The 14,815-nt window shown below is 69.8% G+C and carries 16 protein-coding genes and 2 pseudogenes; 9 read left to right on the forward strand and 9 right to left on the reverse strand.

Annotated features, from left to right (window positions below):
* Positions 1–17 precede the first annotated feature (17 nt).
* From ACIOGZ_RS04240 to ACIOGZ_RS04260, 5 genes and pseudogenes are all read left to right on the forward strand, one after another.
* The gene (locus tag ACIOGZ_RS04240) at positions 18–875 is read left to right on the forward strand and encodes a hypothetical protein (RefSeq protein ID WP_400811511.1); all 858 of its coding nucleotides are present in this window, start codon (positions 18–20) and stop codon (positions 873–875) included.
* Positions 875–1,645, forward strand: a complete 771-nt coding sequence (locus tag ACIOGZ_RS04245) for a DUF6339 family protein (protein ID WP_400811513.1) — start codon at positions 875–877, stop codon at positions 1,643–1,645. Before ACIOGZ_RS04240 ends, ACIOGZ_RS04245 begins: the two co-directional genes overlap by 1 nt.
* Before the next feature lie 291 nt (positions 1,646–1,936).
* A pseudogene (locus ACIOGZ_RS04250) lies at positions 1,937–2,992 on the forward strand (IS1380 family transposase); the annotation flags it as partial.
* Complete coding sequence (locus ACIOGZ_RS04255; RefSeq protein WP_400984756.1) at positions 2,926–3,276, forward strand: DUF6924 domain-containing protein; 351 nt, start codon at positions 2,926–2,928, stop codon at positions 3,274–3,276. The pseudogene ACIOGZ_RS04250 and the gene ACIOGZ_RS04255, both read left to right, overlap by 67 nt.
* Positions 3,277–3,808: 532 nt before the next feature.
* Complete coding sequence (locus tag ACIOGZ_RS04260; protein WP_400811519.1) at positions 3,809–3,901, forward strand: DUF5302 domain-containing protein; 93 nt, start codon at positions 3,809–3,811, stop codon at positions 3,899–3,901.
* Between the two features lie 328 nt (positions 3,902–4,229).
* Here ACIOGZ_RS04260 and ACIOGZ_RS04265 read toward each other — a convergent pair whose 3' ends face one another.
* From ACIOGZ_RS04265 to ACIOGZ_RS04290, 6 genes and pseudogenes are all read right to left on the reverse strand, one after another.
* Positions 4,230–4,481 carry a hypothetical protein gene (locus tag ACIOGZ_RS04265; protein ID WP_400811522.1) on the reverse strand — a complete coding sequence of 84 codons (252 nt, stop codon included), beginning with the start codon at positions 4,479–4,481 and terminating at the stop codon, positions 4,230–4,232.
* A gap of 17 nt (positions 4,482–4,498) precedes the next feature.
* The gene (locus ACIOGZ_RS04270; RefSeq protein ID WP_400984869.1) at positions 4,499–4,927 is read right to left on the reverse strand and encodes a hypothetical protein; all 429 of its coding nucleotides are present in this window, start codon (positions 4,925–4,927) and stop codon (positions 4,499–4,501) included.
* Positions 4,928–5,137 (reverse strand): annotated as a pseudogene (locus tag ACIOGZ_RS04275) (Arm DNA-binding domain-containing protein); the annotation flags it as partial.
* An 810-nt stretch (positions 5,138–5,947) separates the two neighbouring features.
* Positions 5,948–6,127, reverse strand: a complete 180-nt coding sequence (locus tag ACIOGZ_RS04280; RefSeq protein WP_400811525.1) for a hypothetical protein — start codon at positions 6,125–6,127, stop codon at positions 5,948–5,950.
* Entirely contained in the window at positions 6,124–6,930 is an 807-nt protein-coding gene (locus ACIOGZ_RS04285; protein WP_400984760.1) for a thioesterase II family protein, read from the reverse strand. Before ACIOGZ_RS04285 ends, ACIOGZ_RS04280 begins: the two co-directional genes overlap by 4 nt.
* Positions 6,927–8,522: an FAD-dependent monooxygenase gene (locus ACIOGZ_RS04290; RefSeq protein ID WP_400811530.1), complete on the reverse strand. Its 1,596-nt coding sequence runs from the start codon at positions 8,520–8,522 to the stop codon at positions 6,927–6,929. Before ACIOGZ_RS04290 ends, ACIOGZ_RS04285 begins: the two co-directional genes overlap by 4 nt.
* A gap of 222 nt (positions 8,523–8,744) precedes the next feature.
* Here ACIOGZ_RS04290 and ACIOGZ_RS04295 point away from each other — a divergent pair, with 222 nt between their 5' ends.
* Positions 8,745–9,449, forward strand: a complete 705-nt coding sequence (locus ACIOGZ_RS04295; protein ID WP_400984765.1) for a response regulator — start codon at positions 8,745–8,747, stop codon at positions 9,447–9,449.
* Here the strand turns inward: ACIOGZ_RS04295 and ACIOGZ_RS04300 are convergent.
* From ACIOGZ_RS04300 to ACIOGZ_RS04310, 3 genes are read right to left on the reverse strand one after another with little or no spacing between them, the layout of a single operon-like run.
* Positions 9,382–10,548, reverse strand: coding sequence for a beta-ketoacyl synthase N-terminal-like domain-containing protein (locus tag ACIOGZ_RS04300; protein ID WP_400811535.1), 1,167 nt, complete (start codon positions 10,546–10,548; stop codon positions 9,382–9,384). The genes ACIOGZ_RS04295 and ACIOGZ_RS04300 overlap by 68 nt on opposite strands.
* Complete coding sequence (locus ACIOGZ_RS04305; RefSeq protein WP_400811538.1) at positions 10,548–11,771, reverse strand: beta-ketoacyl-[acyl-carrier-protein] synthase family protein; 1,224 nt, start codon at positions 11,769–11,771, stop codon at positions 10,548–10,550. The genes ACIOGZ_RS04300 and ACIOGZ_RS04305 overlap by 1 nt, the downstream gene beginning before the upstream one ends.
* Positions 11,764–12,042, reverse strand: a complete 279-nt coding sequence (locus tag ACIOGZ_RS04310; RefSeq protein WP_400811541.1) for an acyl carrier protein — start codon at positions 12,040–12,042, stop codon at positions 11,764–11,766. Before ACIOGZ_RS04310 ends, ACIOGZ_RS04305 begins: the two co-directional genes overlap by 8 nt.
* A 174-nt stretch (positions 12,043–12,216) precedes the next feature.
* Here ACIOGZ_RS04310 and ACIOGZ_RS04315 point away from each other — a divergent pair, with 174 nt between their 5' ends.
* Genes ACIOGZ_RS04315 through ACIOGZ_RS04325 form a run of 3 tightly spaced genes read left to right on the forward strand, consistent with a single transcriptional unit; the run spans position 12,217 to position 14,610 of the window.
* A complete protein-coding gene (locus ACIOGZ_RS04315) occupies positions 12,217–13,227 on the forward strand; it encodes a ScbA/BarX family gamma-butyrolactone biosynthesis protein (RefSeq protein WP_400811543.1) in 1,011 nt (336 codons plus the stop codon).
* A gap of 1 nt (position 13,228) precedes the next feature.
* A complete protein-coding gene (locus ACIOGZ_RS04320) occupies positions 13,229–13,909 on the forward strand; it encodes an HAD family hydrolase (protein ID WP_400811546.1) in 681 nt (226 codons plus the stop codon).
* Positions 13,906–14,610, forward strand: a complete 705-nt coding sequence (locus tag ACIOGZ_RS04325; RefSeq protein WP_400811549.1) for an SDR family oxidoreductase — start codon at positions 13,906–13,908, stop codon at positions 14,608–14,610. Before ACIOGZ_RS04320 ends, ACIOGZ_RS04325 begins: the two co-directional genes overlap by 4 nt.
* Positions 14,611–14,815: the final 205 nt, after the last annotated feature.

The raw sequence follows: 14,815 nt of genomic DNA on the forward strand, positions 1-14,815 counted from the left end.
GCCCGCACCCGCATGCGGTGACCACCGACGGATGGCTCCTCAAACAGGAGGACGGCGAGGGCGTCCCGCTCCCGCCCTCGGTCGTCGACTGGGACTACCAACGCGATCTCGAACTCGAATGTACCGTCGAGGTGGACCTCGACACGGTCCGAGAGAGCGCGGCGCTGCCCCCGGACGCCGAACTCGCCCTCACGACCGTGTGGAGCTCGTCCGGCTCCGGCCTACGCATGCTTGCGGCCGAGGAGCGACTGACCGACGAGGGGAGGCGATCGGTGCACCTGGCCTTCACGGTCCTCGGACGAGACAGCGGAGGCGTGCTCTCGATCGACACTCAGATGATTCTCGCCAAGCACCTCGACAACCCCGACCCGACGGGACCACGGCGCGCCGGCTCCATCCTGTGGCAGCACCGTAAACAGGTCCGCCTCCAAGGAGACGCCTCACAGTTCCCGATGGCCGTCGTCGACTTCGCGGAGGCGGGTTATCCGGAGGACGCACCCTGGTACCTGGACATCGGGCCCAACCTCGAAGCCGCGACCATGGGCGCGGTCCTGCTGCTGGTCAACAGCCGAACCACGATCGTCCTCGACGCCATGCGGAAGGCCGAGAAGGCGACCCACGCGGAACGGCTGATCCAGTCGGCACTCCGTCAGGACGTCGTGCGGCTCATGATCGAGCACGCCGTCGGCAACGAGGACCTCGACGACGAATCGACCTTCGAGCCGGACACCCTGGGCCACATGCTCCTCGGCGCAGTCCGCACACACCTACCCGGCACGCCGCTGGCCTCGCTCAGACTCATGCGACGCAGCGACCCGTCGTACTTCTCCGCCTGTGTGCAGAGTGCCGTCGGCCTCTTCGCGAAGGACTCGTGATGGCGTATCTCTACCCACGCCTGCTCGCCGGAGCGGCCAAGGAACTGAGGGCGTCGTACCTCGACAAGTCGCCCGACGAACTGAGCGGCTGTGCCGCGCAGTCGCACCTCGCCATGTTCTACGCCGCGACCGGTGGCGTACGGCTACCCCCGGAGCGACTGCTGAGGCTTCGGGCCGCCATCGTCGACGCGGCCCGCGAGAGAGGCTTCCCGGCCCCACACAACCGGAAGCAGGCCGGCGGGTTCGACATCGCCGTGGCCGAGATCCTCCATCGGGACTCGGGGATCATCCCCGCCGAGGCGGTCGTGGGCGATCTCTGGGCCTTCCTCTCCCTCGTGGTCATGCCCGACGTGGCCGCGTGGCGATACACCGACTTCCACCACGACCGGGTCCTGGGTACGGACGTCACCCGGCACGTCTTCGGTCGTCTCTGGTGGCGGGCCCATCTCGTCCACGATCGGGACGTTGAGTCCGAGGACCTCTACGCCGCCCTCTCCGTCCTCGGCGAGTCCGCCTTCGACCAGATCTACGCCCGCCGGACCTCCATCGGCGGCAGCCCCCACATCGTGCGCGGGATCCTCAGGGTCTGGCAGACAGTAGATATCCCCCTGGAGACGGTGACCGAGCGGGGCTTCCTCCGAGACCTCCTGAAACGGATCCTGAGGCTTCAGGCCTTCATATCCTTTGACTCGTTGTCCGTGGAGGACCTCGACGGAGAGCTCCGGACGCTCGTCGATGACTCGCTCCGAAGCTTTACCAGCCGAAGGTAATCGGAGTTCGTGGACTCTAACCTCGCCGGCCGGGAGGGTGGATAGTGGCCGGGGCTGTAGGGGCCGGTTTCGCGAACATTCATCCGGCGGCCATGGCCGAGCATCCCATCAAGCAGTCGTCCGCCAGGCGCTACGACGCCATCGGCACCGTCTTGGACAGCATGAAATCCGCCCGAAGCGTAGTTGGCCAGGCTGGCCACGGCGGGCTGCGGAACTAGCCTGCGCGTTTCATCTGGGGTCACGTCCGGATCATGATCGGAAAAGCGAAAGTGCCTTCTGAGCTGCAACGATTGGCTGCAGGCCGGCGAGACCGCACGCCCGATACCCGCCTCGCATGCCGGAATACATCAACTACCAGGCCTGGTCCTGGACATCGACGCCACCCTGGTCACCTGCCACTCCGAGAAGGAACAGGCCGCCGCCACCTACAAACGTGGCTTCGGCTACCACCCGATGCTCTGCTTCCTCGACAACACCGGTGAGGCCCTCGCCGGCATCCTGCGACCGGGCAACGCCGGAGCGAACACCGCCGCCGACCACATCACCGTCCTCGACCAGGCCCTCGCCCAAATCCCCGACGCCCACCGCCACGGCACCCCGATCCTCGTCCGCGCCGACAGCGCGGGCGGCGCCAAGGCCTTCCTGGCCCACCTGCGCGCCCTGCGGCAACACGGGATCCGGACCACCTTCTCCGTCGGACACGCCGTCACCGAACAGGTCCGAAAAGCCATCCGTGCCCTACCCGAACAGGTCTGGCACCCGGCGCTGGAACAGGACGGCTCCCTCCGTGCCGGCGCCGAGGTCGCCGAGCTGACCGGCCTGGTCGACCTCACCGGACACCCGGACGGCACCCGCATCATCGTCCGCCGCGAGCGTCCCCACCCCGGCGCCCAGCTGTCCCTGCTCGACCAGGACGAAGGCATGCGCCACCATGCGTTCCTCACAGATACCCCGGTCGGCGAAGGTTCGCTGCAGCACCTGGAGGTCCACCGCGCCCACGCCCGCATCGAGGACCACATCCGCTGCGGCAAGAGCACCGGCTTCGGCCGCTTCCCCTCCCGCCACTTCGCCATCAACCAGGCCTGGCTGGAACTGTCCCTGACCGCCCTCGACCTGCTCGCCTGGACCCGAACCCCGCTGCTAGAAGGCGAGTTGGCCACCGCCGAACCCAAGAAGCTCCGCTACCGCCTCCTGCACACCGCCGCCCGGATCACCCGCGGAGGCCGCCGCTTCCCAGTAGTTTGGCCACATTGGTGGTGCGTACCGACTTCTCCAGCCCCGTGTCGTGGGAGCGTCTGCGCGAGGTCCTGGCCACCCCGAACGAGTACGGTTTCCTTCCCGGCGTAGAGCTTGTGGACAATCCCTATTTCGCGGGTGCGACCTGTGCTGAGGCGAGGAACCTGCTGCCGGGCGATTACTGGCACGCACTGCTCGTCCTGGCGGACGCGGATGTGCTCGGCTCGGCCGAACTGCCGGTCGTCGTCGTGGACCTGTGGGGTGAGCCGGGGCGCTGCATCAGGGTTGTCGCCGCTGAGCTCTGGGGGATCGAGAACAACCTGTCGATCGCGAACATGGACTTCGACGAATTTGCCGACGCCGTCGATGAGGACGGGGTGTTCAGGGACTTCTGAGGCGGACCGGTCGGCAGGCAGAGGTCATTGGTTGCCGCCGACCTTCTTGGGTGGTCGAGCTATCTCGCTGCCGGAGAGTGATCATGAGTTCGCCCGGACTCGGGGCAGTGGGCTGGCCGGGCGGCGAGGCGCGGCAGGGCGGCTCGGTTGCTGGCCGCGGCGCTGAGCGACCGGATTCAGTACCGTATCCGTAGCGTGTGGCGCATGACGGGCCAGAACGCGTGGCGGCAGGCGCACGAGGCATTGCAGGACCGGGGCTGACACCAGGACGAACTCGCGGTCGGACACGACCCGCTGATTCCTCCGGCTGTCGAGGCCACCATGGTGGAGACGAAGACCGCCCCGGCCTCGCCCCCCCCGCGGACCGTGCGTTCGGTCTGGCCCTGAGAGAGGTCTGCGCACGCGGGAGATCACAGGCCTGAAAGCGGCAGACGCCGGTGGCAGGGCCATCGCCGGGGTTTTCGAAGAAGGTTGGGCGCCCGTCCTCGCCTCCGTCCACCGCCAGATCGACCTCTGGCAGCGGGCCGATAGCGTGGCCAGCGGCCTGAATGGCGACTCGAAGATCCACGGCGCCCACGGCGCGGTGGGCGGTAAGCGCAACTTTCGCCGCAAGAGCGGCGGTTGATGGGCCCGGTTCACGCCGGGGGCCGCTAGACCTGGTCCTGACCGGGCGGCCGTAGCTGTACGCGACAGGCAAGGTCTTCGTTCGAGTGTGCCGGGTGCGGGGCCTTGCTTGCCGGGGATCAACAGGGCACCTGGAGAAGGCGGCGCCGGGTGCCGGCCCCGGACCCGTCCCGCCGAGCACCGCCGCCCGTGACAGTGAGGCCGACTGAGCGTGACTCTGTCGGGGATCTTGGTCGCCGCCGTGTCAGCTCTGTGCACATGGTGCAACCAGTCGACGAGCAAACGCAGTCAAACGACCTGTCCGTTCACTCCGAGGGGTTCGGTCACTGCTACACCACATCGCTGCGCTGCCGGCCACCACGGCGTCCGTGAACCTCACCTCTCCACCTGGAGGGCGTCATGACTCCGGGGGAGAGGTTGATCCAGGTGCGGCTGGCCTCGGTCTTGGGCTCGCGGAGGTGGGTCTTCCCGTTGTCGATGGCGGCGAGGGTCCAGCGGACGTAGAGCTGGCGGTCCATGAGGTGGACGTCGGACCAGTGCAGGGCGAGGATCTCGCCACGGCGCATGCCGGTGTCGAGCATGACCTCGAAGAGGTCGGTCAGCCGGTCGGCGTAGTGCTCGGCGCAGGATGGTGGCGGCCTGCTCGGGGGTCCAGCAGGTGCGCTCGGCAGCACGGGGCCTGGGCGGGAGAGTGCTTGGCGGGGTTGTAGCGCAGCCCCCAGGTGCGCACGGCGGTGTTGATGGCGTTGCGAAGGGTGGAGACGATCCGGTAGATGGTGACCTTGCCGCGCTTGGCCTTGCGCTGGGCGGCGATCCAGCGCGCGATGTGCTTCGGGCGTAGGTCCGGGAGACGGTAGCGGCCGAGTGCGGGGATCAGGTCCCGTTCCACGCACGCCTCGTAGCCGGCGTCGGTGTTCGGAGCGAGCTCTTCCATCTTCACCGCCAGCCACTGCCGCAGGAAGCCCGCCACGGTTATGCGGCGGTCCTCGTACAGGCCGCGCAGCTCACCGTCCAGCACCGCCCTCATCTCCCGGGCCGCCTCCGCACGGCTGGCGAACCCGCCCCGCCGGCGGGTCTTTCGCTTCCCGTACTCAGGGGCCAGGTCAACGCAGTACGTCCACGACCCGCGACCCGCCTCCTCCAGCAACCGCACACACCACGGACCCAACTGCCTCTCGTGCCCGTCCGAACAAGCACACCGCCGATAGACCCGGCCACGCTGCGCACGTTGTCCCATGAGCTTCCCCTTCTCTCGGACTGGGTGGTGCCTCTGGGATAAGAGTGGCTGCCATGTCGGGTGTGGCGGCAGAGCGTGCGGGGCGGTGCACGAAGCGCGTCAGAACCATCTGGAGACGACACGCTCAAGACGACACACCGTCCGGACGATCACGATCCGCAACCGGTGGGTAAGCGAGCGTGATCCGCCCGTAGGAGGCGGCCCTGCGAGCTGACCGGCGCCGTCGGCGCAGCGGCTGCCGGGATCACGCGGTGGTGCTTGCTGAGGAGCCGACAGATCTCGGTCACGAGCAGTAGCTGTCGCGGGGTGGTCGGCCTGGGGGCCATTTTGGGACCACGCAGGATGAGCGCTCATGAACGCCGATGGGCGAAAGCGGACGCTTGTGCGCAAAGCAAACATTGGCGAACTGTCAGCTCCTCGCCGTATCGCTCTCGTCGAAAACCACCAACTCGCTGGTTCCTCAAGATGGTTGGGAAACAAGAGCCCGAGACCTCAAGGTCCTTGCTCCCGACGATAGTTGAACCTCTTGACTTGGGGGTCAAGGTGTCGCAGGTTCAACTCCTGTTTTATCGAGCGGAGTTCAACTCCATAGTCGTAGGTCAGAGGCCATTTTCTCGTTCACGAGAAAGCGGCCTTCGGCGTACACGTTCGAGCTCCTGGAGAGCTCACCGAGCTGAGACCAGGCCAGATACCCGCTGGCCTGACTTTTCCCGGCACTCGCAGTCTCTCGGATTACTCCGTGGCCCCTCCTGTCGCATCCTGAGCCTCCCCCGCCGGTAGGCGAGATTGCGCGTCGGCGAAGCGGTGCGGCTACTCGGGTGGGAGCCGTTCGGCGCGCGGAGCCTCCGGTGCGGCGGGGCGGGCGTCGTTGCGGGCTCCGGGCAGTAGGCCGAGCCGTACGAGCTCGCCGTAGGGGTCGACGCTGAGGACGTCGGGGGCGGGGCGGTCCTCGTCCGCGCGGCGGAGGGTTGCAGCGGTTCGTTCCTTCACGCTGATCGGCTCCTGGGTCGTTGGCGGGACTGGCGAACTGTGGTGTGCCGGGCGGCCGAGCGGATCTCGAACACGATCTGGTCGATGACGGTCCGGACGTCGCCGCGGAAGTAGAAGTGGCCCCCGGTCCGCACTCTGAGGCCGAGGAAGTGGTCGGTGTGCTCGGCCCAGCTGGCGGCCTGGGCCGGGCGGGCGAGGCGGTCCGCGGAGCCGCAGAAGGCGGTCAGGGGGACGGGTAGCGGGGCGCCGAGCCGGTCCCGCGACCAGGAGGCCACCAGATCCAGGTCCTGGCGCAAGGGAGGCTCGACGAAGGACCAGAGGGTGTCATCGGCGAGGAGACGGGGCTCCAGCCCGCCCCATTCGCTGACCAGCGCCCGCAGTTCCTCGCTGGGCAGGGCGGTCGGGGCGGGCCGGCCGCCGACGTGGTGGGCGGGGCCGGGGTGTGCGGAGACGCCGAGCCACAGCGGCGCAGGCAGGCCGTGGACGATCAGGGTGCGGGCCAGGTCGTAGCAGACCAGCGCGCCCATGCTGTGGCCGAACAGGGCGAGTGGCCGGTCGGGCAGCGAGGAGAGTTCGGCGACGAGCCGGTCGCTCAGCTCCGCGATGGTGCGCACGACCGGTGCTCCGCGGGAGCCGCCCCGGCCGGGCAGCCCGACGGCCAAGACGTCCCACTCGGGCGGGAAGTACCGGGCCCACCGCCGATATTCCACGTCAGAGCCGCCAGCGTGGTGCACCAGCACGACCCGGTGCGTCGCATCCCGGGGCCCCGGAGGGCGGGTGGGGCCGGGGTGGAGGAGGGTCATACCGGGTCGGCCGCCAGTCGTGGCGTGCGCCGGGCGGGGGCCAGCTCCCGGATCCGGCGGGCGATCCGGGGATCGTCGAACCGGCAGGCCAGCGCGATGATCCCGTCCGGACGGACCAGGATCACGCTCGGTTCCCGGGCTTCCAGCGCGGAGTGCGCCGCGCCGGTGGAGTCCGCGGGGTCGGTGGCGGCCGCCCGCCGGGACAGGACGACCTGACGGATCCCGACCGGGCTGGAGGCGGCATGGTCCCGTACCCGCGAGACCAGTCGCTGGGCCGACGCGAGCCGGCCGGGGTCGCGCCGGTCGGCTGGGAGGACCAGCAGCAGCAGGTCGTCGGGAGACAGCAGGTCCCGCAGCCACCCGCCTTCGAAGCGGACGTCGGGCAGGCGCATGCCAGCCCGCAGCGAGCCGATGCCGGGCCCGTCGCTCGGGTAGGAGTTGCTCAACTGGGCAAACCTGGCGGGCATGTAGCGGTTGAGCAGCCCGGTGCGCTGGGCCGCCGCGAGGGCGAGGTCGCGGACGGTGGCTCGCCGGCCGGTCAGCATCCACATCCGGGTCTGCCGGTCGGTGTCGGCGACCACGATGCCAGCCATGTGGCGCCGCTCGGCGGCCCATTCCTCCAGCACCTCCTCGGAGTGGATGCCTCGTTGCACCTGGGTGAGCCGCCAGCCGAGCCCGTGGGCGTCCTCGATGCCAGTGTTGAGCCCCTGGGCGCCGACCGGGCTGTTGACGTGGGCCGCGTCGCCGAGGATCAGCACCCTGCCGACCTTGAAGGCGCCGGCCAGTCGCCGCTGGACCCGGAAGTCCCCGGTCCGCTGCTTCCTGAGCAACTGGAGCGGCACCGGGCAGCGCTCGGCGGCGGCCGCCTGGACGAAGGCGACCGGGTCGTCGATCTTCATGTCCGCGGCGACACTGGCGACGACCCGGTAGTCGCCTCCGGGCAGGCCCAGGACGGTCAGGACGCCGGTGTCGGTCATGAAGTGGTGGGCTTCGTCGTGGGCCAGCGAGGTGGCGCAGGCTCCGTCGGTGAGTACGAATTTCTGTTCGTACGGCGCGCCCTCGAAGCTGACCCCGATGAGTTCACGGACCTTGCTGTGCGCCCCGTCGCAGCCCACCAGCCAATCAGTCCGGACGGTTTCGGCCCGGTCTGACCCCGGGGATACCAGCGTCGCCTCGACCTTCCCGCCGGTATCTTTGAGGTCGGCCAATTCGACGCCGAACTCGATTTGCCCGCCCATTTCCGCAAATCGTTCCCGTAGAGCCTTTTCGGTTTCCAGTTGTGGGATTGATACCGGAGAGGTGAAACGGGACCCGGCCAGCCGTTCGAAGTCGACCCTGGCCTTGCGGCTGCCGCCGGAGTAGTAGACCTGGCCGTGGATGGGCATCGACTGCCGGGCCAGAGCCGCTCCGGCCCCGAGCCGGTCGAGCACCTCGAGGGCTCGGGGCCACAGCACGAGCGCGCGGGAGTGCGGGTGCGGGCGTTCGGCGCGGTCGACCACACGTACCGAGGTGCCTCGGGAGAGCAGTTCGACGGCGAGGGTCAGACCGGTCGGGCCGGCGCCGACGACGAGAACGCCGGATGAATCAGACATCATGAATCCTTTCGGAAATCTTCCATGAATGCGGGGCGCATAGGATTTCAAACGCAGAGCTCTCGTGAACTTTCTTACACGGGGTCGTTCTGTGCCGGATGGCTAGTTTTCGACCAGCCGAGACGCGCCAGCCGAATGAGAGGCTGGAGGGTTGATCGGCGGGTTATGATGTGGGAAAGGCAGGCTTTGGGATTGGAAACATTCCCCACGGGAGGATTGTCTGTGATTTCAACGATGGAAAACCCTATCCGCATCCTCGTCGCCGACGATCACACGCTGTTGCGCGAGGTGCTGTGTGAGGTGCTCTCCGCGCAGTCCGACTTCGATGTGATCGCCCAGGCAGGGGACGGGTCCGATGCGGTCGCACTGAGCGCCAGGATCAAGCCGGACATCGCGCTGCTGGACATCGAGATGCCCGGCAGCAAACCGTTGCTCACCGTGCGCCGGCTGCGTGAGGCCTCGCCCCGGACGCAGGTGATCATCCTCAGCATGTACGCGGACCCGAGACTCATCCAGGAACTGCTCGAACTGGGCATCCGCGGCTACCTGCACAAGACCATCAGCCAGCGCGATCTGGCCGCCGCCATCAGGGGCGTCTGGCAGGACCGCGACCGGGTGATCCTCTCCGTGACAAGGGACAGCATCCAGCTCACCCCGGCCGTCGGCGACGCCGAGCTGCTGTCGACCCGCGAGCAGGAGGTTCTGGCGCTGGTCGCGGGCGCAATGAGCAACCGGCAGATCGCGGCGCGGCTGTCGATCGCCGAGGGCACCGTAAAGCTCCACCTGCGCAACGTCTTCCGCAAGCTCGACGCGGTCTCCCGGATCGACGCGGTGAACAAGGCTGTCGAGGCCTCGCTGATCAGCCGACCGGAGCCGGTGCGCGCACCACGACACATCCAGCATTCCCGTCCGATCCGACCGCGGTGACGAGCCCGACCCGGCCGGCCGAGTCCGGCCTTTCCTGCCATTCGCCCAGCAGGGCGGCCAGTTGCAGGGAGCCGGCCGCGCTGTAGCACTCGCCGAGCGCTTCCCCGGCGCGCAGGACCCGTTCGGGCACCCGCTCCAGCGCCGCGGTCACGGCGCGCTCCTCGATCCGCCGCAGTCCGCGGTGGCCGCAGGCGCCCATGGAGACGAGGTCGACCTCCTCGGGGCGAACGCCGCTCCGCCCCATGGCCCGCGTGATCACCCTGGCCAGGCCCTCGGCTAGGCGGCCCCGATGGACTTCGCCTCCCAGATAGGCGACCTCGCAGGCGAGCAGCCAGGCGAGTGGCGGGGCGGCCGATCGACCGTCTCCGGTAGGGTCCGCAGTTCCGCCGTCCGGAGCCGCCTCCGGGGCGCCGGAAACGGCGAACACCGCGCACCCCTCGCCCAGCCCCGCCTCGGGCGCCAGACCGCCCGCGAGGTGCCAGGCCCAGGCCGATTGCGGTCCGAGCTCCTCCACGCCGCCGACCAGCAGGCGTGGGGACTGCCGCCCGACCAGGGCGTTGCGCGCGTACCGGAGGGCGAGCAGGCTGGACAGCTGGCCGCCCGCGAGGGTCGCGTTCACGCCGTGCAGGCCGTAGCGGATAGCGATCTGGCCGGCGCAGCAGTTCATGACCGTGTTCGGGAACGAGCCGGCGTCCACCAGGTACGGACGGTCGTGGACCAGGGTGTCCCGGCAGAACTCCGCAGTGCTGCGGATGCTTCCGGTGCTGGTGCCCATGACCACGCCAGTGGCCGGATCCGAGGCCTGGTCGTCGGTGCTGTCCAAGGCCAACTTGCATGCCAGCAGTCCGAGTTTGGTGGTCCGGTCCAGGTGGCGCAGCCCTTTTCTGCCGAGGTGCTCGGCGAAGTCCACCGGCGGCACGGGCCTCATCGGGCCAGCCGGGTAGTCGCCCGGCTGCGGGTCGGCCGGCGGCGAGTCGGCGAGCGGCTTCCCGGCGATCGCGTCACCGAGCGCCGCCAGGCCGAGCCCGGCTGCCGACACCACGCCGGCGCCGGTGATCGCGAGGGGCTCGACCGTCCCCCGAGGAAGGGTCTTCGGCATTACGTCAACCTCCCCAGAACAGTGATGGCGTTGTTCCCGCCGAAGGCGAAGCCGTGGTTCTGCACCACGTCGAGCCGGGCGGGCCGGGCCTGCCCGGGGACGCAGTCGAGCCCCGGTCCCAGCGCGGGGTCGACGGTCCGCACGTTGGCCGTCGGGGGGAGGAAGTCGCCCTCCAAAGCCTTGCAGCAGACCAGCGCACCGAAACCGCTGGCGGCCCCCATGGTGTGGCCGATCATCGACTTGATCGAACTGATCGGTGGCAGCCGGTCCCCGAACACCTCGTGGACCGCCCGTACCTCGGTGGCGTCGTTGGTGGGGGTGCCGGTGCCGTGCGCGCAGATGTAGTCGACCTGGTCGGGCTCGATCCCCGCGTTCCGGTGCGCCTGCCGGATGCAGTTCGCGATGCTGGTCGGGTCGGGGTGCACCATGTGCGCGGCGTCGCAGTTCACGGCGTATCCGAGGACCTCCGCGTAGATCCGCGCGCCGCGCCGGACCGCGTCCTCCAGCGGTTCGAGGAGCAGCGAGACGCCGCCCTCGGCCGTGATGATGCCGGCCCGGTCGACGTCGAACGGGCGGCAGGTGTTCTCGGCCAGGGCGCCCAGCCGGTAGAAGCCGGCGTGGGTGTAGCGGTTCACCGAGTCGGCACCGCCCGCCAGCATGTAGTCCGCCTCGCCGGTGCGGACCAGGTCGTAGGCGTAGCCCAGCGCGTAGTTGCTCGCGGAGCAGGCGGTGGGGATGGTCTGCGCGTCCCCGGTGAGCTGTAGCTCGTGGTTGACGGCGTTGGCGATCCGGCTCGCCGGGACCTGGGCGATCAGGGCGGGGTCGAGCCCCTGGAGGCCGTGGGCCACCCACTGCTCGGTGAGCTGCTGGACGACGGTCGACTCTCCACTCGTCGTTCCCATCACCGAGCCAGCGGCCGAGCGGGACAGCTCGTCCGGGTCCAGGCCCGAGTCCTGGAGGGCCAACCGGGCCGCGGCCGCGGCCAGCAGGCTGCTGCGGCCCCAGCGCTCGGGGCGGATCCGTTCCAGGATCGCGGACGGCTCGAAGTCCTTCACCTCGCCGGCGTTGATGTACGGGAATCCGGCGGCGTCGAAGCTGGTGATCGGTGAGACGCCGCTGCGGGCGGCGCGGATCCCGTCGCTGAAGGCGCCGGCGCCGATGCCGAGGCTGCTGACCGCTCCCAGGCCGGTGATGACGACCCGCCGGTGCGTGAACTCAGGCACCGCTCGGTCCCCCGTCGACGTACCGGGCGACGACCTCCTCAATGGCGTCCAGGCTGACCATCGCCGTCATCTGGCTCTGCGGGATGGAGACCGCCAGTTCCCGTTCGATGCGGGAGAAGATCTGGATGAGGGAGAGCGAATCGGCCTCCAGGTCCTCGATGAAGAGCGCGCTTCCGCTCAGCTCGGCGGTCTCCAGGTCCAGTTCCTCGGCGACGATCCGGCGGATCACTTCCTGCCGGTCGGTGGTGAGCTCGGTGCTGTTCGGGGCCATGGTGCGAACTCCTTCCGGGTTTGCGGACGTCAGCCACGCTAGGCGGGGTCGATCCGCTCTCGGTTGCCGCCTATCACCAAGAGGAGTGCCGGATATAACCAAAGTGATGGGTGTACCCGGCTCTTGGGTTGATCGGCCGGGTGGAGGGGCGCGGCGGTGGCCCATCCTGCGGGCATGACGTCGAATCAACTGAGTGACACCAACCCGGAGGCAGTCGGCGTGATCAGCTTCGGTCGAACCGTGGAGCGGCAGTTGGTGCACCGCACCGCGCTCGCCGAGGTCTTCGTGACGGACATGAGGCCGGTTGGTGGCGACCGCTACCTGGCCGGCGCGCAACTGCCGCTGGCGCACTCCTACTACAGCGATCACCTGGCCGCTGCGGCCTTCGACCTCCTGCTGCTGCTCGAAGCGTCCCGGCAGGCCGCCGTCTACGGGGCGCACCGGTTCCTCGAAGTGCCGGTCCGGACCGCGTTCCTGGTCAACACGCTGGCGATCGAACTGGACGGTCCCACGGCGGCGCTCCGCGGCCGACTGCCCGGAGAGCTGCACATCAGCACCGGTTACCCGGAGGTCACGCGGAAGGGCGACCGGATCCGGAGCATCGTCGTGGACCAGCGGCTCTACCTGGACGGCTCCCCGGTCGGTTCGGCGACCATGGCCGTCAGCGCCCTCACCGCCCGGGAGCATGACGCCCTGCGCTACCTGCAGCGGCGCGACCCCCCGTCCTCCACCTCGGACGCCGGACCGGCCCCCGCAGGGACGGCGGTGGTGCCGGAACGCGTGGGACGGGGACGGGCCGACAACGTGGTCCTGGCCGATCCGGGGTGGGCCGGGGGCATGCTCCGCGCCGTCGTCGCCCCGCGCTTTGACAACCGCAGCCTGTTCGACCACGCCTACGACCACCTACCGGCGATGGTGCTGCTGGAGGCCGCCCGGCAGCTCGCGCTGCTGGCCTTCGCCGAGGGCGCCGGCCGGGTGGCGGGCCGCGTCGCGGTGGTGGGTGCCACCGCCGGGTTCCGGCGGTTCACCGAACTGGACGAGCCGGTGACGGTGGCCGTACCCGCGGCCCTGTCGGAGAGCCCGGCCGGCCGGTGGACGGTCCCGGTGGCGTTCACCCAGGGGGACGTGACCGTCGCGAAGACGACGGTGACTCTGGCCCCCGCCAACTCCGTCGAGGAGGACTGACATGGCGATCCGCGCGGTCTGGACCGACTTCGGGGGCGTGCTGACCCCGCCGATCGAGGTGACCATGGCGGCGTTCTGCCGTCCGATGGGCCTGGAACCGGAGTTGCTCCGGCGGGCCATGTACGAGGTGGCGGCGCGGTACGGCACCGATGTGATGGCTCCGCTGGACACGCCCCTGGTCTCGGAGTCGGAGTGGTCCCGGCAGGTGGAGGAGGTGCTGCGGACCGAACACGGCGCGGTGGTCGACCTCTCCGACTTCGCCGCCAAGTGGTTCACCGACCGCCAGGTCAACGAACCGTGGTTGGCGAGGCTTGCAGAGCTCCGCGATGCCGGGTACCGGATTGGCGTGCTGTCCAACATGGTGCCCAGCTGGGACGAGCACTGGCGGCGGATGGTCCCGGTCGAGCTGTTCGACGAGATCGTGCTCTCCTTCCAGGTCGGGCACCGCAAGCCGGAGCCCGGGATCTTCCGACTAGCTGCCGAGCGCCTCGGGTTGAGGCCCGAGGAGTGCCTCCTGGTCGACGACCTGGGCGCCAACTGCACGGGCGCCCGGGCAGCGGGCTGGCACGCCGCGCACTTCACCGGCACGGCCGAGGCCCTGGCCCGGCTGTCCGGTCTCACCGATGCCGGGGGTGAGGCGCCGGCGGACCTGTCGGTATCCGCCCAGGAGGGGAAGCGATGAGTCGTTCCGTACTGGTCACCGGTGGCAACCGCGGAATCGGGCTTGAGGTCGCCCGTACCTTCGCGGAGGCCGGCGACAAGGTCGCGGTCACCTACCGGTCCGGGGAGCCGCCGGCCGGCCTGTTCGGCGTACGGTGTGACGTCACCGACCCGCAGTCGGTCGAGCGGGCCTTCGCCGAGGTGGAAGCCCAGCAGGGACCGGTGGAGGTGCTGGTGGCCAACGCTGGCGCGACCCGGGACATGCTGATGCTCGGGATGTCCGAGGAGGACTTCGCGGCCGTCATCGAGACCAACCTGATGGGGGCGTTCCGGGTGGCCCGTAGGGCGGCCGTCCGGATGGCCACGGCACGGTGGGGCAGGGTGCTCCTGGTGTCCTCCACGGTCGGGATGGCGGGCTCGCCCGGCCAGACCAACTACGCCGCCTCCAAGTCCGCCCTGATCGGCTTGGCCCGGTCGATGTGCTGGGAGCTCGGCCGGCGCAACATCACGGTCAACGTGGTGGCACCCGGGCTGATCGAGACCGACATGATCGCCCACCTCACACCGGAACGCCGCGCCGAGCTGGTCGCCGGGACGGCACTGCGCCGCCCAGGTACCGCGGCCGAGGTGGCCGCTGTGGTCCGCTTCCTGGCCAGCGAGGAGGCGAGCTTCGTCACCGGCGCGGTCGTCCCGGTCGGCGGCGGCCACGGGATGGGGCACTGATCCACTCTCCACGACCCGCGGCGAGGGGCACCCGTCGGGCCATCGGCCCGGCGGGTGCCCCTCGCGTTCCCGGGCCTGGGCGGCTACCGGCCCGCAGGCTCCGCCGCCTCCGCCGCCTCCGCCGCCTCCGCCGCCTCCGCCGCCTCCGCCGCCTCCGCCGCCTCCGCCGCCTCCGCCGCCTCCGCCGCCTCCGCCGCCTCCGCCG

Origin of the sequence: Kitasatospora sp. NPDC088160 (assembly GCF_044741445.1) — a bacterium.
GTDB lineage: Bacteria > Actinomycetota > Actinomycetes > Streptomycetales > Streptomycetaceae > Kitasatospora.